Source organism: Novosphingobium sediminis (assembly GCF_007991615.1).
GTDB lineage: Bacteria > Pseudomonadota > Alphaproteobacteria > Sphingomonadales > Sphingomonadaceae > Novosphingobium > Novosphingobium sediminis.
The window spans coordinates 1-18,918 of the sequence record NZ_BJYR01000017.1 but is presented as its reverse complement, the minus strand read 5'-3'; the positions used below and the strand labels follow the sequence as shown (position 1 = coordinate 18,918).

Here is an 18,918-nt window from a genome sequence, read left to right as displayed (position 1 = left end):
ACAGTGTCAACTGTGTCAACTTGTGTGAATTTTGCCGCATGAGCGGACTGACCCATCTCGACGAGCAGGGCCGCGCGCGCATGGTCGATGTCGGCGGGAAGCCGGAGACGCAGCGCGTTGCCATCGCGCTCGGCCGGATCCGCATGAGCGCCGCAACGCTCGCCGCGCTGCGCGATGGCAAGACGCCGAAGGGCGATGTCCTCGCCGTTGCCCGCGTCGCCGGGATCATGGCCGCCAAGCGCACGGGTGAGTTGATCCCGCTCTGCCACCCGCTCGCTCTGGATGCCGTCAGCGTCGAATTCGCCTTCGTCGAGGATGGTATCGAGGCGCGCGCCACAGCCTCGCTTACCGGGCGCACCGGCGTCGAGATGGAAGCCCTGACCGCCGTCTCGGTTGCGCTGCTGACGGTCTATGACATGGCCAAGGCGATCGACAAGGCGATGATCCTTGGCGACATCCGCCTGATCGAGAAGCGCGGCGGCAAATCGGGCGATTGGCGCGCGCCGTGAACGAACGGACACAGACCCCGGCCCGCCCCAATCCGCCACTCCCGCTCGAGGAAGCGCAGCGCCGACTGATGGAACTCGCCCCCATGCTCCCCATCGAGCACCGGGCGACGGCCGATTGCCTTGGCTTCCACCTTGCCGAGCCGCTCACCGCGCTGCGCACCCAGCCCGCCGCCGATGTCTCCGCGATGGATGGCTACGCCCTGCGCGCCGCCGATCTCCCCGGACCATGGCAGGTGATCGGCGAAAGCGCTGCCGGCCGCCCCTTCGCGGGCACGGTCGGCACGGGTGAGGCCGCGCGCATCAGCACCGGCGCGCTGGTCCCTGCCGGGGCAGACATGGTCCTGATCCAGGAAGATGCCGCGCGCGAAGGTGACAAGCTCACCCTCACCGGCACACCGCCCGAGCCACCCGCGCGGCACATCCGCCCCGCCGGCATGGATTTCCGCAGCGGCGACGTGCTGATGGCCCCCGGCACGAAGATCGGCGCCGCCCAGATCGCGCTCGCGCTGACCGCAGGCCACGCGCACCTGCCCGTCCGCCGCCCGCTCCAGCTCGCAGTGATCGACGGCGGCGACGAGCTTGCCGCGCCCGGCGCAGACCTCGCCCCGCACCAGCTCCCCGCCAGCAACAGCGCAATGCTCGCCGCACTTGCCACCCAGCCCGCCGTTCAGATCACCCGCATCGGCCCGGTGCCGGATCGGCTCGAAGCCCTGAAGGCCGCGTTCGATGCGGCAAGCACGGCGGACGTCATCGTGACCAGCGGCGGCGCTTCGGTCGGCGATCATGATCTCGTCCGTCCCGCCCTCGCCGAACTCGGCGCGGATCTTGCCTTCTGGCGCGTTGCGATCAAACCTGGCAAGCCGCTCCTCGTTGCACGCCGCGGCCATCAGGTGATCCTCGGCCTGCCGGGCAACCCGGCCGCCGCCTTCGTCACCGGCTTCCTGTTCCTCCTGCCGCTGATCCGCGCCGCGCTCGGCGCCGGCAGCCCGATGCCGCGCCCCATTCCCGCCCAGCTCAGCGAAGCGATGCCCGCAGGCGGCAGCCGCATGGAGTTCCTGCGCGCCGTCTGGAATGGCGGCGAAGTTTCGCTCGACGGGCTGCAGGATAGCGGCGCGCTTTCCTCGCTAGCCCGCGCCAATGCGCTGGTCGTCCGCCCAGCCCACGCACCAGAAACGCCAGCGGGCACTTTTGTTCCAGTGTACCTTCTGTAAAAACACGCATCTGCTTGACGCACCACTTTTTGTTGCTTATTCGTTCCGCATTCGTTCACTGGGGCGAATGGAATTCCGGTCAGGCCGGAACATTCGCCCCAGTCGTTTGCAAACGCGTTTTTCGAGCCGGCGGGTCGTCGACCAGCTTGAAAACGCTCTGACGGGAGTGCGCACGAATGCTAACGCGCAAGCAGCATGAACTGCTGACCTTCATACAGACCCGCCTCGAAGAATCCGGCATCTCCCCCTCGTTCGAGGAAATGAAGGAAGCGCTCGACCTCAAGTCGAAGTCCGGCGTGCACCGGCTGATCTCCGCGCTGGAAGAACGCGGTTTCATCCGCCGCCTGCCCAACCGCGCGCGCGCCCTCGAAGTAATCCGTGACAGCGATGCTGGCGGCGCCAAGCCCGCTAGCCGCGCCGCTGCCGCCACTGCGCAGAGCGCGCTTGCTCCGCTGCGCAATCCCGCCCCGGCCCGTGAACCTGCCAACGACGTGATCGAGATCCCGCTCCACGGCCGCATCGCTGCAGGCGTTCCGATCGAGGCGCTCGAAGGCACGTCCACACTTCCCGTTCCAGCTGCGCTGCTCGGCTCGGGCGAGCACTACGCGCTTGAAGTTTCGGGCGATTCGATGGTCGAAGCCGGCATTCTCGATGGCGACTACGCGCTCGTGCGCCGCACCGACACCGCGCGTGACGGCGAGATCGTCGTGGCACTGGTGCGCGGCGAGGAAGCGACGCTCAAGTACCTTCGGCGTGAGCGCGGCATGGTTCGGCTCGATCCGGCCAATGCGGCCTACGATCCGCAGTACTACCAGCCGCATGAAGTGCAGGTTCAAGGCAAGCTTGCCGGCCTGCTTCGCCGCTATCACTGAGGCGCTGTCACTGGGCCGCTGGCACTGAGGCGCCGTCACTGAGAAGGCATGGGGTCCGGTTCTCCGGTTGTGACCGGAGCCGGGCCCTGCCGCTTCGCCCTTGGCTGCCACGGCGGCGGACGGCGGAACCAGCCGTGCTCCCCTTGCGTGTCTGCCACTGTCCGCACACGCCCTGAAACGAGATCGATCGCGAGGCCGCCCGTCTGGCCAAGCAGCGCCCGGTCGGCCTTTAGGAGGCGGGGTTTGCAGGCGGACGGCAAGCGCCGGTCGGCCACAACGATATCGGCCCGCGCGCAGGCAGCAGCCAGCACCGGGATCGCTACCAGATCCTTGCCCCGCGCCATCAGCAGATCGAACTTCCGCCCGCCGCGCACCAGCGTGATCGCGCAGAAGTCCTGATTGCAGTTCGCGCCCTTCCAATCCTCAAGCGCCACGGCATCGCCGGTCATGCCTGCGTTCTCCAGCAGCGCGGTGCGCGTATAGCTTTCCTCCCGCACCGCGCGCAGTACGAGCAGGTCCGGTCCCTCGCCGGTGATCCCGACATGATGCCCATCGCCCGAGACGAGCACATCCGGCGTGCGGCCGAACAGCAGGACCACCACACCCAGCACCATAGGCGCAAAGCCCCAGAGCCGCACACGCCCGCTCCACAGTGCCAGCCACAGCAGCCCAGCGACGAACAGGGCAAACGTGCCGCCCGTCATCCCCGGCATCATCGTCACGGCGCCGGGCTGGGCTGCTACCAGATGTGCGAGCCAGAGCAGCAATTCGAGCGACTTGCCGACCGCCCACCACGCAGGCGCGCCAAGCCCGAACAGATCGAGCGCCAGCCCCAGCGCGATCAGCGGCATCGTCAGCAAGGTGGTCAGCGGAATCGCGATGACATTAGCCGCCGCGCCGTAGAGACCTGCGCGGTGGAAGTGGAACAGGCTGATCGGCATGAGCGACAGCTCGATCACGAGCCCGGTCATCAGCAGCATCGTCAGATGCCGCACGAGCCGTGTGAACCGCCCCTCATGGCTGTGCGAAAGGAACGCCTTGGCCGGCGCCGAAGTGCTGAACGCGACGATGGCAATGACCGAGGCAAAGCTCATCTGAAAGCTAGGCCCCAGCACGGCCTCGGGCCAGACCAGCATGACGATAAGCGCTGCGGCCGCCAGCAAGCGCAGCGAAAGCGGATCTCGCCCCAGCGCCAGTGCGGCCAGCACCAGCAGCGAGCCTGCGACCGAGCGGACCGTGGGCACTTCGGCGCCGGTCAGCACAGTGTAGAACAAGCCGACGCCCGCCCCCACGCTCGCCGCGAGCAGCGGCAGGCGGACGCGAAGCGCGATGAATGGAAACAGCGCGAGGAGGCGGATGGTCAGGAAATAGGCGCCCGCAATCACCGCGCTCACGTGCAGGCCGCTGATCGAGAGCAAGTGCGTGAGGCCGGCGTCACGCATCGCATCCTCATCGGTCTGCGCAATCGCGCCGCGGTCGCCGCTGGCAAAGGCCGCCGCAATCGTGCCGGGCGAGCCGGAAAGCCGCGCACGGACATGGTCGGCGAGTTCCTGCTGCCATTGGCGGAGCGACCACCTCTCCTGCGCAGCCGCAACGAGTGTAACCGGACCGACGACATTGCCGGTGGCGGCGAGGCCCTGGAACCATGCGGCGCGTGCAAAATCATAGGAGCCCGGCAGCATTGGCGGCGCAGGTGGCATCAACCGTGCGCGCAAACGGACTTCCGCACCCTCTACAAGGCCGGGCTGGTCGTTCTCCTCAGAGAGGTTGAGCCGCAGTTGCAGCGGCTCGGCATGGCCCTCCACTTGCGCCCTGACCAAGAGCCGCACTCTATCGCGAGCGCCCTCCACCTGCCGGTCGAGTACGCGGCCTTGCAGCGTCACGACTTCGGGCCGGGCGATGCCGGGTTCCCCTACCAGCGCAGACTTCACCCAGATCGCCGTGCACCCTGCCGCGAGCATCAGCGCCATGCCGATCAGCGCGGCGCGCAAGTGGCCAAGATCGCCTTCGGGATCGATCAGCAGGCCGCCCATCGACGCCGCACCGCACAACGCGAGGAAGCCGGACCATTGCCACGGCCCCGGCAGCACTGCCCAGCAAGCGATTCCAATGCCGAAGCCTACCGCCAGCCATGGTCCGCGTTCGAACGGACGGTTGCCAAGGAAGGCCTCCATGGTGCGGTGCATGCTGGACAAGGCGGCGAGTTTGTCCCAGAGGCGTGTCCGCTGCGATGCTGGTTCGCCGAGAGGTTGGGCCAATGTCAGCGGCATGGCCGGATTAGGAAGGATAGTGCCCGTAATGGCAAGCGCCACTGACACCGTTTCTGCAGGATCAGGCGCAGGCGCGGTTGCTGTGCGCAAAGGTGTGGTGACGCGCTTCGCGCCCTCCCCCACCGGCTACCTGCATATCGGCGGAGCGCGCACGGCGCTGTTCAACTGGCTGTTCGCCCGTCATCATGGCGGCACCTACCTGCTGCGTATCGAGGATACCGACCGCGCGCGTTCGACCGAGCCGGCGATCGAGGCGATTTTCGACGGGCTCAACTGGCTGGGCCTTGGCGGCGACGAGGAGCCGGTGTTCCAGTTCGCGCGGTCCGAGCGCCATGCCCAAATTGCCCACCAGTTGCTGGATGCCGGGCACGCTTACCGCTGCTATCTCTCGCAGGAAGAGCTTGCCGCCCGCCGCGCTGCCGCGCAGGCCGAGCGCCGCCCCTTCCGCATAGAGAGCGAATGGCGCGATGCCGATCCTTCGACCTGGCCGGAAGGCCAGCCGTGGGTCGTGCGCATCAAGGCTCCGCGCGATGGGGCGACGACCATCGAAGATCTCGTGCAAGGCGCGATCACCGTCCAGAACGTGGAGATTGACGACTACGTCATCCTGCGCAGCGATGGCACGCCGACGTACATGCTCGCGGTGGTGGTGGATGACCACGACATGGGCGTGACCCACGTGATCCGCGGTGATGACCACATCAATAACGCCTTCCGCCAGCTGGTGATCATCCGCGCGATGCAGGCTGTCGAGGGGTCTGGCTGGGAAGATCCGGCCTATGGGCATATCCCGCTGATTCACGGCGCGGACGGTGCGAAGCTATCCAAGCGGCACGGCGCGCTTGGCGTCGATGCCTATCGCGACGAACTGGGGCTGCTGCCCGAAGCCGTCTTCAACTATCTGCTTCGGCTCGGCTGGGGCCACGGCGATGCCGAGATCATCAGCCGCGAGCAGGCGGTTGAATGGTTCGAGATCGGCGATGTCGGCAAGGGCGCGGCGCGGTTCGATCTCAAGAAGCTGCAGAATTTCAACGGCCATTACATCCGCGAGTCGGACGACGCCCGGCTCGCCGCGCTGGTGGCGCAGCGCCTCGGCGGGCTGGACGAGGCAGGCCTTGCGCTTCTCACCACGGCGATGCCGGTGCTCAAGGTGCGCGCCGCCGATCTCAACGAACTGGCGACTGGCGCGCGGTTCCTCTTTGCGCAGCGGCCACTGGCGGTTGACGAGAAGGCTGCCGGCCTGCTCACCGATGATGCCCGCGTGCTGCTCGGCGCGATGGCGCTGCGCCTTGCCGCCGAGGAATGGACAGCCGCCGTGCTCGAGGCTTCACTCAAGGCGATGGCAGAGGAACGCGGGCTCGGTCTGGGCAAGCTGGCGCAGCCCCTGCGCGCCGCGCTGACCGGCACGACTACCTCGCCGGGTATTTTCGACGTACTGGTACTTCTGGGACGCGACGAGTCGCTCGCCCGGATCGGGGATCAGGCTGCGCCGACAACGTGATGTAACTTTCCGGGCCTCGGCCCGAACCCAACCAGGCTGGCTGACCGCCGCCGCAGAATGAGCAAAACAGGAGGGTAGATCGTGAGCGACAACCAGGCGACCCTGAACGATGGCGGCAAGACCATCACCATGCCGATCAAGAGCGGTACGATCGGGCCCGATGTCATCGACATCCGCAAACTCTATGCCGAGACCGGCAAGTTCACGTATGATCCCGGTTTTACGAGCACGGCGAGCTGCGACAGCGCGCTGACCTACATCGACGGCGATGAGGGCGTCCTGCTGCACCGCGGTTATCCGATTGGCCAGCTGGCCGAACATTCGAGCTTCATGGAAGTGAGCTACCTGCTGCTCAACGGCGAGCTGCCTTCGTCGGACGAACTCTCGCAGTTCAGCCGCACGATCACGCGCCACACGATGCTGCACGAACAGCTGATGACCTTCTACCGCGGCTTCCGCCGCGACGCGCACCCGATGGCCGTGATGTGCGGCGTGGTCGGCGCGCTTTCGGCGTTCTACCACGACAGCACCGACATTTCCGATCCGGTGCAGCGGATGATCGCCTCGCACCGCCTGATCGCCAAGATGCCGACGATCGCGGCGATGGCCTACAAGTATTCGGTCGGCCAGCCGTTCATCTACCCGGACAACTCGCTGAGCTACACCGGCAACTTCCTGCGCATGACCTTCGGCGTGCCGGCGGAACCCTATGTGGTGAACCCGGTGGTCGAGCGCGCGCTTGACCGCATCTTCATCCTCCACGCCGACCACGAGCAGAACGCCTCGACCTCGACCGTGCGCCTTGCCGGTTCCTCGGGCGCTAACCCCTTCGCGTGCATCGCGGCGGGCATCGCCTGCCTGTGGGGCCCGGCCCATGGCGGCGCGAACGAAGCGGCGCTCAACATGCTGCGCGAGATCGGCACGCCGGACCGCATTCCGCACTACATCGCGCGCGCCAAGGACAAGAACGATCCGTTCCGCCTGATGGGCTTCGGCCACCGCGTGTACAAGAACTACGACCCGCGCGCGACGGTGATGCAGCAGACGGTGCGCGAGGTGTTCGCCTCGCTCAATGTCACTGATCCGCTGTTCGAGACGGCGCTGCAACTGGAAGAGATCGCGCTCAACGATCCCTACTTCGTCGAGAAGAAGCTGTTCCCCAACGTCGACTTCTATTCGGGTATCATCCTTTCGGCGATCGGCTTCCCGACCGCGATGTTCACCGCGCTCTTCGCGCTCGCCCGCACCGTGGGCTGGGTGGCGCAGTGGAACGAAATGATCAGCGATCCCGGCCAGAAGATCGGCCGCCCGCGCCAGCTCTACACCGGCCCGGCGCAGCGCGACTACCTTCCCGTCGACAAGCGCTGAGGCGCCGACGGTCAGCGACATGGCCCAGACCTTGCGAGTTCTGGGCCTGTTCGCTCTCTTTCTGGGCCTCCTGTGGATGGGCCAGGGTGCCGGCCTAATCATGTGGCCGGCCTCCAGCTTCATGCTTGAGCAGAAAATCTGGATACTCTGGGGCGGCGTTCTGACGCTTGTCGGCGCCTCTCTGCTGGTGGTGGCGCAGCGCAGCCGCTAATCTGCCGGCCGTCCGACCGGGCGGCGCTCTACGCCGCCGGGTCCGCCGGCAGGGTCAACTCGAACCGAGCACCTTCGCCTGCCGCGCTTGTGACCACGAGATCACCGCCCATCGCCCGCGCAAGGTGGCGCGAGATATAGAGGCCGAGGCCCGTCCCGCCATCGCCGCTGCGGCCAAGCCGCTCGAACTTCTCGAACACCCGCTCGGCCTGCTCGGCATCGAGCCCCTGGCCTTCATCCTGCACCGCAATCCACGTGCCGCGCGCGTCCTCGCCTGTTTCCAGCGTGACGGTTGAGCCCTCCGGACCATAGCGGATCGCATTGGTGACGAGGTTGAGCAGCACTTGCAGCACGCGGCGGAATTCGCCGATCGCGGGCACGCGCGCGTTGGCATGCGGCGTGACCAGCGTGATGCCGCGTTCCTGCGCGCGCACGGATAGGATGCCGGCTGCTCGCCGCGCGCAATCGGCCAGATCGATGTGATCGGGCGCGGGTGCAAAGCCCGGTGCCTCGACCGCTTCGAGATCGGCGAGGTCTTCGATCAGGCTCATCAAATGGCGGCCGGCATCGGCGATATCGCGGGCGTAGCTGGCGTATTCCTCGGCCAGCGGACCGGCGAGCCGTGTACGGATCGTCTCGGCATTGGCGATGATGCGGGTGATCGGCTGGCGCAGTGCAGGCGCAAGATCGCGGCCTAGCAGGCGGTTCCAGCCGGGCTGCGCGTCCTCGGGTTCATCCTTCTGGGCCCGAGCCGCGGGGCTTACGGGAAGCTCTTCGATGGCTTCAGGGATCGCGAGCAGCGAAAATCCGCCCTGCCCTCGCGGCAGGATGCGCGCACGCCAGGTGCGGGTCGAGCCTTCGACCGCAAAGGGCGCGTCATCGAGCAGGCGCCAGTGCAGCGGCCCCTGCCGCGCGGTCATCAGGTCGCTCACCCGGTCGATGGTGACAAAATCGGTCCAGTAGCGCCCGCGTCCTGTTTCGAGCGCAGCCGCGAGGCCGGCCAGATCGGCCGCGCGCACATCTGCGACGATCACCCGCTGCGCATCGTCGAGCAGGATCTCCGCCTCGGCGAGGTGGTGCAGAAGCGCTTCGGGCACGGGCAGTTCGGCGGCGGCTTCTTCACCGCGGTGCCACTGGCTGAGCTCGATCGCAGTCCCCTCACCCTCCGGCGTCACGAAGGCCATCGCGGTGACGGGGTAGCCTTCGTCAACCGAGAGGATGGTGCGCGACGCGGGCTGTCCGGTCCGGCGCACGCGGCGGACGAGCGAGAGGAGCGCTGGCATCGCTATGGCACCGGGCACCGCACTGCCGCTGCGAACTTGCAGACCGGCGAGCGGCTCGTCAGCGGCGATCAACTGGTCGGCGCCATCGGTGCGGGCGCGGATCATGCCACCGGGCGTGGTCGGCGCAGCGCCCTGTTCGCGCAGCGCGCTCATGCCCCCACCTCGCCAAGCAGCGCAGCGGCATCGGCAGGCGACAGATCGGCATAGCCCTGCGGAAGGATCGCATCGGGGTGAAACGCCAGCGCAGCATCCGCCACGGCATTCGGCGCAAGGCCGCAGGCCCTGAGGGCCAGCAGTAGACGCGGCAACTGGCTATCGACCGTCGCCATGATCGCGCTTTCGCGGCTCAGCCCAGCCCCCCGCGCCAGCGCGGTGAGGAACAGCGCGAGGCCGGCCTTGTCGATCTCGAGTGCGGAGAGCGCCTTGCCGCCCATGCCATCGAGCACCCGGCCCATCTGCGCAAGGCGCGAGCGCGTCTCGTCTATCCCGGCGCGCACGCTGCGCTCGGCGATCAAGGCATAGGTGTCGGCCGCAGCTTCCGTGCCGACGTGAGCCCGCAGAGTCATCAGCGCGATATGCAGCAGATCGCCGGGCAATTCAGCGAGCGGCAACTGCATGCGGCGCTGGCTCTGGCAGAAGCGGGCCTGCGCAGCGAGAAGGTTCATCGCGCCGGCAGAGGCCAGCGCATCGGGATCCGCCATGCGCGCTTGCAGCAGCGGCGGCAGAACCGGGTCGAGCGCTCGGCTGCGTTCAAGCCGCACAGTCCACTGCCATTCCAGCGCAAGGGTATGAAAATGCTCGAGAAATGCCGGATTTTCAGCCAACGCATGGGCGAGTTCTTCCGCCGCCTCGTGCGCCCAGCCCTCCGGCTCGGCATGTCCGGCTGCTTCGGCCAGCGCGATTACGAGCTGGCGCGCGACATCGACGAACATGCCGCGCACGCGGGCGATGATCTCGTCGCTGAAGATGGAGTTGTCATCGCTGCGCAAAAGCTGGCGCAGGATCGGCACGACATTGGCAACTGCACCGCGCGCAGCCGCGATTTCTTCCGCCAGCGGCGAATGAAACGTGTTTGCCGGCGCGCCGGAAGTTGCAGGGATGGCCATCCTCACCAGCTTACGCCCGCGCTGGTTAATTCGGGGTTAGGCGGTGAACCGTCACGCGGGCCGCCCCCCACCAGGCAAGGCGCTTCCCGGCCCATCGCCGCGTCCCGCCAGAATGAGGCCAGCGAAGAGCAGCGTCACGATCAGCACCCGCAGCACAAAATCGAACGGCAGCAGGATGCTGGAAAACGCCAGTACAGAACCGAGCACGAACCGGTCGTTCAGCCACCAGACCCACGCTTCATCGGGTTGCAGGCGGGTAAGCAGGCGGACCAGCAGAAGAAGGACCACGGGCGGAAACCATGCAATGCCCCATGGCACACCGGCGATGGCAGGGATCTCGGTCCGCCACGCGCAGAGCGCTATGAACATGCCGTCGAGGATCCAGTCGGCCAGCCGGTCGAGCGGGGCCACACCGGTTGATGAAATCAGCGAGTCCCGCTCGACCCGTGCGAGCAGGCCCGCGACCTGGTGGACCAGCCATCCCAGCGCGAGCATGGCAAAGCCCGGTCCGCACCAGCCAAACCAGCCTGCGCCGATGCCGAGCAGCGCGGTGATCACAGCGCCCAGCGCGATGACATAGGGCCGCGTGCCGGCGTGGAGCAGCGCCGGGCCGAGCGTGCGCACGATGCCGGCGGCAAGCCACAACCCCGGCGAGCGAACTTGCGCACTGGCGGTGTGGAGCCGCACCCAGCCCGGCTCTGCCCGGTGCGCCTCGGCCTCATCGCGGATCAGACGCCAGCGCCCCTGATCGAGCAGCAAGGCAGGAAGTTCGCGCTGCACGATCCGCGCCTGCGAAGCGATCCGGAGCAGCGCCGAGCCGGGGTTCCAGTCGCCCGGCAGATCGCCCAGTGCGGCAATCAGCTTGCCCGGCAGCAGCATTGCGCCCGCTCCGGCATTGTTGATATCGATCCGCTCAAAGCCGAGCGGGAGCCCGGTTTCGACCGGAAGGGTCAGGACGACCGGTCCATCACCGAGCAGCCTCAGCGCATCCTCGGGCATGGCGAGCAGCCCCTCGCCCAGCACAAGCAGCTCATCCTCAGCTGCGACGAGCGGTGCCAGTGCACGGGCCGATGCGATCACATGGAAGCGCGCGCCGCCCGCTTCCGCTGTATGCTGGAGCGTGACGAGATCGTTGGTCAGGGTTTCGGCCAGCACAACGATGCGCGAACAGCCAAGCGCCATCGCGAGGCCGAGTTGATGGCGCAGAATCGAGCGGCCACCAATCGGCAGCAGGCCGCGAAGGCCCTGTGGCTCGCCCTGAGCGGCGTCCATCAACGAAAGCAATGCGACCCGCAAGGCGGTGACCTCCCTTTCCCCTATGCTAGGGCCGCCGGGCGGCAATGCCAAGTGTGGCGACGAATCAGTCGGTTGGTTCCAGCGAATCGAGCGCGGAAGCAATCGCGCGCAGCACGCCCGGTTCGCCCGGCGCACCCTGCAATGCCTTATCAGCCAGCGCGATGAGTTCCTCTGCGTGGAATGTCGCGGCGAGGCTCTTCAGTCGCTGCGCCGCCATTGCCCAGTTTCCGTCGCACCGGGCGCGGCCCAGGAGATCAAGCTGGCGGCGCGCGCCTTCGACAAAGGCCGCGCGTATCTCGCGAAACAGCTCCGTGTTGTCGCCGGTTGCTGCCGCCAGATGGGCATCGATCGCATCGCCAAGGTAAGCCATGGCCAAAGGATTATCGTGATTGCGTTAACCCCTGCTTTAAGCAGCGGCCTGAAGTGTGTTAAGACTGCCGACATGGCCGGGGGAAGAAAGATCATCGCTATCGAAGGCGGCGCGGACGACGAAGCAGCGCAAGCGGCTGCCGTGCGGCTGGGCAAGCGCCTTGCCGGTGAAGCGCTGGTGGAAGATGCCGATGCGGGAGCAGCGCTCACCACAGCGGGCGACGACATGGCGGACGGCGGCTGGCCGATTGCCCCTACCCCGGAAGACAGCATGGCCGTGTGGGACGACGACGCAGACGACACGCCGAAGCTGGAGCGCGAATGGCTCGGCCTCGCCGTTGCCGGTGCGCTGATCGCGGCGTGGACGGCGGCATTTGTCATTGGCAATCTCGCCACGTTCCAGCAGGCGCAGCCATTGGGTGTTTGGACCGGCCTGCTCTCGGCGTGGTCGACCCCGGTGCTGGTCGTGCTGGTCGCGCTCCTCCTCGCGCGGCGCAGCAGCCGGCGTGAGGCTGCGCGCTTCGGCGATGCCGCGCAATTGCTCCGCATCGAATCGCAGCAGCTCGAGCGCCGCCTTTCCGCGGTGAACACCGAGCTTTCGCTGGCGCGCGATTTCCTCGCCGCGCAAGGCCGCGATCTTGATTCGCTGGGCCGCATCGCGGTCGAACGGATCAGCGGCAACGCGGCGCAATTGCAGGCGCTCATCGCCGGCAACAGCGCACAGGTCGAACAGATCGCCACCGTCTCCGATCACGCTCTGGAGAACATGGAGAAGCTGCGCGGCCAGCTGCCCGTGATCGCCAATTCGGCCAAGGACGTCACCAACAACATCGCCAATGCCGGACGCACCGCGCACACCCAACTGGAGGACCTTGTCGCTGGCTTCCTCCGCCTCAACGAATTCGGCCAGGCCAGCGAACGGCAGGTCGAGGTGGTGCGCGAGCGGGTCGATTCCGCCCTCACCGCATTCGAGGAAAGCGCGGCTCGCATCACCGAGCACAGTGAAGCGCGCCTTGCCGCGCTGGAAGAAGGCGCCGAAGCGCATCGTGAACGGCTGGATACCGAGGAAATCGCTGCGCTTGCCGCGATCCGGGCTCGCGCCGAGACCCTGAGTGAAGAGCTGGCCCGCCAGCGCGAGGCGATCATCCGCAGCGAGGAAGACACCCTCGCTGCTCTTGGCGCGCGATTTGCCGCAATGCGCGCGGAAAGCGGAGCGTTCAGCCGCTCGCTAAGCGGCGCGGAAGACACGGCGCTGCGCCAGTTCGCCGAACGCTCCGAAACCCAGCTCGCCGCCTTGCGCCATGCGGTGGAAGCCATCGGCAATGATCACGAGCAGCTGATTGCCGCGTCGCGCGATCGTCTGGCTGCGTTCGAGGCCAATGCTGCCGATCTCACCCGCCGCCTTGCTGAGGACGCTACTCTGCTCGATGAGCAGCTCGCTGCCCGGCGCGCCAATCTGGAAGTCGCTTCGGCCGAGCAGCGCGCCGCCCTCACGCAAAGCCTTGCCGATCTCGACACTGCGATCCGCGAACGCCGCGAGGCGATGGCTGCTGCCGGGGCCGAAGCCGCGGAGGCGCTTGCCCGCAAGCTCGCCGATCTCGACACGGCAGTCGAAGCGCAGCGTCAGCGTCAGCTGGAGGAAACCCGCGCGCTAGGCCAGCAGTGCGATGCGATTGCAGCGCAAGTCGCGGCCTTCAGCGCCACCCTCAAGACATCGGGCGAAGCGGGCGATGCCAGTGCGGCAATGATCGACCGCGCGCTCACCACGCTGACCCAGCATCTGGTCGACATGCGCGAGGCGCTGACCGGGACGGACGGGCAGATCGGCACGCTCACCGAATCGGCCGTGCGGCTGCTCGAATTGATTCAGGCGGGCGGCGAACATGCCGGCACCGTGCTTCCGGCAGCGCTGGGCAATGCCGAAGCAGGCCTCGGCGTGTTCGAGAACCGGGTCAACCAGATGCGCTCGGTGCTCGGCGAAGCGGGCGATACCGGCCGCGCGCTGGCGCAGGACGTTGACAGCACCCGCAGCGGCCTCAAGGCGGCGATGTCCGAGGCGGCACGAATGCAGAAGGCGCTGGCCGCACAGGCTGCCGAACAGGAAGCGCGCCTCGGCGAACTGCGCGCCCTGCTCGCGGCCGCGCGTGAGGACAGCGATGCGCTTTCACGCGATATCGACGGGCAGCTGGCAGGTGCAATCACGCGCGTGCTTCAGGGGCGCGGCGCCGAACTCGTCGCGCGGCTCGAGGAAGCGATCGACAGCGCCGCCGCCACCAGCCGTGAAACCGCGATCCAGATGCGCGACCAGCTTGCCAAGGTGGACGAGCTCGCCGGCAACCTCGAGAACCGCGTCGCCCGCGCTCGTGAGCGCGCCGAGGAGCAGGTCGACAACGACTTCGCCCGCCGCACCGCGCTCATCACCGAATCGCTCAATTCCGCAGCCATCGATATCGCAAAGGTGCTCTCGGCGGACGTCTCCGAAACCGCCTGGGCCTCGTACCTGCGCGGCGATCGCGGCATCTTCACCCGCCGCGCGGTCAGCCTGCTGGAAAGCAGCGAAGCGCGCGCGGTGCAGCAGCACTACGAGGCGGACAGCGAATTCCGCAGCCACGTGAACCGCTACATCCACGATTTCGAAGCGATGCTGCGCCAACTCCTTTCCACGCGCGACGGCCATGCGCTGGGCGTGACGCTGCTGTCGTCCGACATGGGCAAGCTCTACGTGGCGCTTGCGCAGGGGATCGAGCGTCTGCGGACGTGATCAGGTGACGCCGAGCCAGTTGAGACCGTCCGGCAGTTCGTCTGCCGAATAGTCGATCTGCAGAACCCGCCGCCGGGCTGGTTGGCTCGCAGCCTCGGAAGCATGCAGGATGGGTGTGGCGTAGGCCCAAATGTCGCCCGCCCGGGCGAGGCAGCTTTTACGACCACAGGCCGCGACGACCGCCGCCACATCTCCGACCGGGATCAGGCCCGATTTATGCGATCCGGGCGCGACCAGCAGCGGGGCGTTCGCCGTTGTGACGTCATCAAGATGAACGCGCAGCGTGATCATTCGCTCGATATAGCGGAACGGCGGCGCCACGTGCGTCAGACCTGCCTTGATCGTCCAAGGACCGAAACCGGGCGTATCGCGGCGAGCCTCTACGCAGATCGTGCGGTCCTGATGCCATCCAAGCCCCCAGTTTCGCTCTGCAGTCTTGTCGAACAGAACAGCGCGGACCGGTTTGACGCCCGTTCCCCGAAAGTGCGCAGCGATGGCGCCAATTGTGCCTTGCGAGGACAGCACATCGGCAAGGCCGTGAGCATGCGCGAGCCTTATGCCGGCCCTACCGGCTTCCAGATCCCGCAAGGCTGCATCCAAGCTCGGCATGACGGCCAGGGCCGCACCCGGAAAATGCTCTGCTCCGTCGCTTTCCAATTGCATCACGATGGCTTTGTACGCCTGTCTGGCCAGAACTACAGCCGCTTCCACATCAGCGCTTCGTCGACATAGCTGCCATCCTCGCGCCGCACAGATTCCGGCTCGATCGCGTAAAGTTCGTAGCCGTGGCGTTCGTAGACTCGGCGGGCACGGGCGTTGTCGGCCATCAGGGTGAGCTGGAGCTGGCGCAGGCCGATGGTGCGGGCGGCTTCTTCCAGCGTATCGAGAATGCGCGCGGCGGCACCGCTGCCGCGCGTGGCAGGAAGCGCATACATGCCCCAGACGAGGCCCTTGTGATCGAGCTTCACCCCGGCAAGGCGGCTGAGCCCGCCGACTGCCAGCCATTCGCCGTCCCGGATGACGGCATAAACATGATCGCGCGCCAGTCGTTCGCGCCAGAACGCTTCGCCGAGGGCGGCATCGTCGGCAGCGGCTCCCCTGAAGTTCATCGCTTCGGCGCCGAACATGGCGCTGCGCAGCGCGAGGAAGCGCGGCGCGTCTTCGGGGGTCAGTCTAACGAGGTCCATGGCGTGCCATTAGGAAGCGCTCGCGGCGCAATTGTGGCACGTGGCCTCAATGGAAATCGCGCGACTTAGGGATCACCCGCACGTTGCGCGGATGGCTGCGCGCGGGCGGGCCCATGCGGCCGACCACGGGCCGGTTGACCTCATCGGCGCGGGCCATGGCAGGGGCGAGCGGGTCGTCGGAGAGCCGTGCCAGCCCCTCGCTCGCGTCCGTCAGGTGCTGGGCGATCACGTGGATCACCTCATCGTCGTATTCCACGCGCCCGCGCACTTCCATCAGCCGCGCGCCCATCACCACGCTGCGCTGCTTTTCTTTCAGGTCCGGCCAGATCACGAGGTTGATCACTCCGGTCTCGTCCTCCAGCGTGATGAAGCACACGCCCTTGGCGCTGCCCGGCTGCTGGCGCACAAGCACCACGCCCGCCACGCGCACCATCGAGCGCACCTTGCGGTCCCTGAGATCGGCGGCGCGCACAAAGCCGCGCTCGGCCAGTTCCGCGCGCAGGAAGGCCATCGGGTGCGCCTTCAGTGAAAGCCGCAGCGTCTGGTAATCGGCGACGACTTCCTCGGAGAGCGGCATCACCGGCAGGCGCGTGCGGCGGCGCTCCTCGCCTTCGTCACGCGCATCGGCGGCGGCAAACAGCGGCAGCGGCGGCGCGGCGATCAGGCTGCGCGCATCCCACAGCGCCTGCCGCCGCGAAAGCCCAAGCGAGCCCAGCGCATCGGCGGCGGCTAGTCGCTCGATCACCGCGGGCGAAAGCCCAGCCCGCGCCTTGAGCGCCCCTGCATCAGCGAACTTGCCCCCCGCCTCGCGCGCCGAGACCAGCGCGGCGGCGACGTTTTCGGGCAGGCCATCGATCTGGCGCAGGCCAAGGCGGAGCGCCGCCCCATCCGCCTCCAGCGTGCAATCCCACATCGAATGGTTCACATCCGCCGGCAGCACGGTGACGCCGTGCTCCACCGCATCGCGCACGATCTGCGCGGGCGCGTAGAAACCCATCGGCTGCGAATTAAGTAGCCCGCAGGCGAACGCCGCCGGGTAGTGGCACTTCAGCCAGCTCGAAACGTAGACCAGATGCGCAAAGCTCGCCGCGTGGCTTTCGGGAAAGCCGTATTCGCCAAAGCCGCGGATCTGGTTGAAGCAGCGCTGTGCGAACTCGCGGTCGTAGCCGCGCGCGGTCATACGCTCGACCATCATGTCCTGCAGTTCCTCGACCATGCCGCGCCGCCGGAACGTAGCCATGGCCTTGCGCAGCCGGTTGGCTTCCGCGCCGTTGAACTTCGCCGCATCGAGCGCGATCTTCATTGCCTGTTCCTGAAAGATCGGCACGCCCAAAGTGCGCGCGAGGATCGAGGTCAGTTCGTCCGGCGGACCGAAGGCAGGACCGGGCGCGGGGATGCTGACGGCCTCCTCCCCCCGCCGCCGCCGGAGGTATGGGTGGACCATATCGCCCTGGATCGGTCCGGGGCGGACGATGGCGACCTGAATGACAAGATCATAGAATTCACGCGGGCGCAGGCGCGGCAGCATGTTCATCTGCGCGCGGCTTTCGACCTGGAACACGCCGAGCGAATCGCCCTTGCACAACATGGCATAGACCGCCGGGTCCTCACGCGGGACCGTGGCGAGCGTCAGGCTGCGGCCATGATGCTCGCCCAGCAGATCGAGGCACTTGCGGATGCAGGTGAGCATGCCGAGTGCGAGGACATCGACCTTCAGGATACCCAGCGCGTCGATATCGTCCTTGTCCCATTCGATGAAGCTGCGGTCCGCCATGGCGCCATTGCCGATCGGCACCGTCTCGGTCAGCGGCCCCTGTGTGAGGATGAAGCCGCCGACATGCTGCGAGAGATGGCGCGGCATGCCAATCATCTGTTCGGTGAGCTTCAGAACGCGCTTGAGGTGTGGGTCGGTAAGATCGAGGCCGGCCTGCTCGACATTGCGCTCGGCCACTTCGCTGCCCCACCCGCCCCAGACGGTGCGCGCAAGCGCGGCGGTGACGTCTTCGGTCAGGCCCATCGCTTTCCCCACCTCGCGGATCGCCATGCGCGGGCGGTAGTGGATCACTGTCGCGCAGAGCCCCGCGCGCTGGCGGCCATAGCGGCGGTAGATGTACTGGATCACTTCCTCGCGCCGCTCGTGCTCGAAATCGACGTCGATATCGGGCGGCTCGTTACGGTCTTCGGAGATGAAGCGGTCGAACAGCAGCGCGTGGCGGGCCGGATCGACCGCGGTGATACCGAGGCAGTAGCACACCGCCGAATTGGCCGCCGAGCCGCGCCCCTGGCACAGGATCGGCGGATCCTGATTACGCGCGAAATCAACGATATCCTTGATGGTCAGGAAGTAGGTTGCGAGGTTCAGCTTGCCGATCAGCGCGAGTTCGCGCGCCAGCGTGGTGCGCACGCTGGCGGGCACGCCGGAGGGGTAGCGGCCATCCGCTCCGGCCCAGGTCTGCTCCTCCAGCCAGTCTTGCGGGGTGCGGCCCTCGGGGCAGATTTCCTCGGGGTATTCGTAGCGTAATTCGTCGAGGCTGAAGGTGCAGGCATCGGCGAGTTCGCGCGCAGCGGTCACGGCTTGGGGCCAACGCTCGAACAGGCGGAGCATTTCCTCGGGCGACTTGAGGTGCCGCTCTGCATTGGGATGCAGCAGGTGCCCGGCGCGCGCGACGGTGGTCTTGTGGCGGATCGCCGTCATCACGTCCTGCAAGGGCCGCCGGGCGGCCTCGTGATAGTGGACATCGTTGGTGGCAAGGAGGCTGAGGCCATGCTCGCGGGCAAGCGCATCGAGCGCGGTGATCCGCGCAATGTCGTCGCCGCTGTAGAGGTAGCTGGCGGCCAAATGGCGCAGGCTGGGCAGGCTGTGGACAAGCCGGGGGAGAAGCGCGGGAAACGGAAGGGAAAGCCTGTGGTTACTTCCCCCCTCCCGCAAGCGGGAGGGGCTGGGGGTGGGCTGTTCAGACGCGGTGCTTGCCGCG

Annotated in this window: 15 protein-coding genes; 7 read left to right on the top strand and 8 right to left on the bottom strand. The window is 67.2% G+C overall.

From position 1 onward, the window contains the following. The first annotated feature begins 38 nt into the window (after positions 1 to 38). The 3 genes from moaC to lexA all read left to right on the top strand — a co-directional run bounded on the left by moaC (position 39) and on the right by lexA (position 2,592). Positions 39 to 509, top strand: coding sequence for a cyclic pyranopterin monophosphate synthase MoaC (gene moaC, locus NSE01_RS13020; protein WP_147160075.1), 471 nt, complete (start codon positions 39 to 41; stop codon positions 507 to 509). Beyond that, entirely contained in the window at positions 506 to 1,720 is a 1,215-nt protein-coding gene (locus NSE01_RS13015; RefSeq protein WP_281289506.1) for a molybdopterin molybdotransferase MoeA, read from the top strand. The genes moaC and NSE01_RS13015 overlap by 4 nt, the downstream gene beginning before the upstream one ends. A gap of 176 nt (positions 1,721 to 1,896) precedes the next feature. Then, positions 1,897 to 2,592 carry a transcriptional repressor LexA gene (gene lexA / locus NSE01_RS13010; RefSeq protein ID WP_147160074.1) on the top strand — a complete coding sequence of 232 codons (696 nt, stop codon included), beginning with the start codon at positions 1,897 to 1,899 and terminating at the stop codon, positions 2,590 to 2,592. 35 nt (positions 2,593 to 2,627) lie between these two features. On the opposite strand, the gene NSE01_RS13005 is transcribed toward lexA, so the two are convergent. Beyond that, the gene (locus tag NSE01_RS13005) at positions 2,628 to 4,778 is read right to left on the bottom strand and encodes a ComEC/Rec2 family competence protein (protein WP_147160118.1); all 2,151 of its coding nucleotides are present in this window, start codon (positions 4,776 to 4,778) and stop codon (positions 2,628 to 2,630) included. 112 nt (positions 4,779 to 4,890) lie between these two features. Between NSE01_RS13005 and gltX the strand changes: the two genes are divergently transcribed. The 3 genes from gltX (at position 4,891) to NSE01_RS12990 (ending at position 7,942) form a co-directional block, all read left to right on the top strand. Further along, positions 4,891 to 6,363, top strand: a complete 1,473-nt coding sequence (gltX, locus tag NSE01_RS13000; protein ID WP_147160073.1) for a glutamate--tRNA ligase — start codon at positions 4,891 to 4,893, stop codon at positions 6,361 to 6,363. 81 nt (positions 6,364 to 6,444) lie between these two features. Continuing rightward, the gene (locus NSE01_RS12995) at positions 6,445 to 7,731 is read left to right on the top strand and encodes a citrate synthase (RefSeq protein WP_147160072.1); all 1,287 of its coding nucleotides are present in this window, start codon (positions 6,445 to 6,447) and stop codon (positions 7,729 to 7,731) included. Between the two features lie 19 nt (positions 7,732 to 7,750). Then, positions 7,751 to 7,942: a hypothetical protein gene (locus tag NSE01_RS12990; RefSeq protein ID WP_147160071.1), complete on the top strand. Its 192-nt coding sequence runs from the start codon at positions 7,751 to 7,753 to the stop codon at positions 7,940 to 7,942. A gap of 28 nt (positions 7,943 to 7,970) precedes the next feature. Here the strand turns inward: NSE01_RS12990 and NSE01_RS12985 are convergent, their stop codons facing one another. The 4 genes from NSE01_RS12985 to NSE01_RS12970 form a co-directional block, all read right to left on the bottom strand. Then, positions 7,971 to 9,377 (bottom strand): sensor histidine kinase, encoded by a 1,407-nt coding sequence (locus NSE01_RS12985; RefSeq protein WP_174812046.1) that lies wholly within the window; start codon positions 9,375 to 9,377, stop codon positions 7,971 to 7,973. Continuing rightward, positions 9,374 to 10,330 carry a hypothetical protein gene (locus tag NSE01_RS12980; RefSeq protein ID WP_147160070.1) on the bottom strand — a complete coding sequence of 319 codons (957 nt, stop codon included), beginning with the start codon at positions 10,328 to 10,330 and terminating at the stop codon, positions 9,374 to 9,376. The genes NSE01_RS12985 and NSE01_RS12980 overlap by 4 nt, the downstream gene beginning before the upstream one ends. Before the next feature lie 51 nt (positions 10,331 to 10,381). Beyond that, positions 10,382 to 11,626 carry a hypothetical protein gene (locus NSE01_RS12975; RefSeq protein WP_246135203.1) on the bottom strand — a complete coding sequence of 415 codons (1,245 nt, stop codon included), beginning with the start codon at positions 11,624 to 11,626 and terminating at the stop codon, positions 10,382 to 10,384. 64 nt (positions 11,627 to 11,690) lie between these two features. After that, complete coding sequence (locus NSE01_RS12970; RefSeq protein WP_147160115.1) at positions 11,691 to 11,996, bottom strand: Hpt domain-containing protein; 306 nt, start codon at positions 11,994 to 11,996, stop codon at positions 11,691 to 11,693. Positions 11,997 to 12,068: 72 nt separating this feature from the next. Here NSE01_RS12970 and NSE01_RS12965 point away from each other — a divergent pair, with 72 nt between their 5' ends. Then, positions 12,069 to 14,756 (top strand): coiled-coil domain-containing protein, encoded by a 2,688-nt coding sequence (locus NSE01_RS12965; protein ID WP_147160069.1) that lies wholly within the window; start codon positions 12,069 to 12,071, stop codon positions 14,754 to 14,756. Here the strand turns inward: NSE01_RS12965 and NSE01_RS12960 are convergent, their stop codons facing one another. The 3 genes from NSE01_RS12960 to NSE01_RS12950 form a co-directional block, all read right to left on the bottom strand. Continuing rightward, positions 14,757 to 15,467, bottom strand: a complete 711-nt coding sequence (locus NSE01_RS12960) for a phytanoyl-CoA dioxygenase family protein (protein WP_246135202.1) — start codon at positions 15,465 to 15,467, stop codon at positions 14,757 to 14,759. Next, entirely contained in the window at positions 15,452 to 15,943 is a 492-nt protein-coding gene (locus NSE01_RS12955; protein WP_147160068.1) for a GNAT family N-acetyltransferase, read from the bottom strand. Before NSE01_RS12955 ends, NSE01_RS12960 begins: the two co-directional genes overlap by 16 nt. A 46-nt stretch (positions 15,944 to 15,989) precedes the next feature. Further along, positions 15,990 to 18,918, bottom strand: a 2,929-nt coding sequence (locus NSE01_RS12950; RefSeq protein ID WP_147160067.1) for an error-prone DNA polymerase, incomplete at its 5' end; no start/stop codon positions are given.

Excerpts from the sequence above, each read along its gene's own strand:
- NSE01_RS12985 (WP_174812046.1), bottom strand. The coding sequence starts at position 9,377 with ATGAGCGCGCTGCGCGAACAGGGCGCTGCGCCGACCACGCCCGGTGGC.
- gltX (WP_147160073.1), top strand. The coding sequence starts at position 4,891 with ATGGCAAGCGCCACTGACACCGTTTCTGCAGGATCAGGCGCAGGCGCG.
- NSE01_RS13005 (WP_147160118.1), bottom strand. The coding sequence starts at position 4,778 with ATGCACCGCACCATGGAGGCCTTCCTTGGCAACCGTCCGTTCGAACGC.
- moaC (WP_147160075.1), top strand. The coding sequence starts at position 39 with ATGAGCGGACTGACCCATCTCGACGAGCAGGGCCGCGCGCGCATGGTC.
- NSE01_RS12990 (WP_147160071.1), top strand. The coding sequence starts at position 7,751 with ATGGCCCAGACCTTGCGAGTTCTGGGCCTGTTCGCTCTCTTTCTGGGC.
- NSE01_RS12970 (WP_147160115.1), bottom strand. The coding sequence starts at position 11,996 with ATGGCTTACCTTGGCGATGCGATCGATGCCCATCTGGCGGCAGCAACC.
- NSE01_RS12980 (WP_147160070.1), bottom strand. The coding sequence starts at position 10,330 with ATGGCCATCCCTGCAACTTCCGGCGCGCCGGCAAACACGTTTCATTCG.
- NSE01_RS12965 (WP_147160069.1), top strand. The coding sequence starts at position 12,069 with ATGGCCGGGGGAAGAAAGATCATCGCTATCGAAGGCGGCGCGGACGAC.
- lexA (WP_147160074.1), top strand. The coding sequence starts at position 1,897 with ATGCTAACGCGCAAGCAGCATGAACTGCTGACCTTCATACAGACCCGC.
- NSE01_RS12955 (WP_147160068.1), bottom strand. The coding sequence starts at position 15,943 with ATGGACCTCGTTAGACTGACCCCCGAAGACGCGCCGCGCTTCCTCGCG.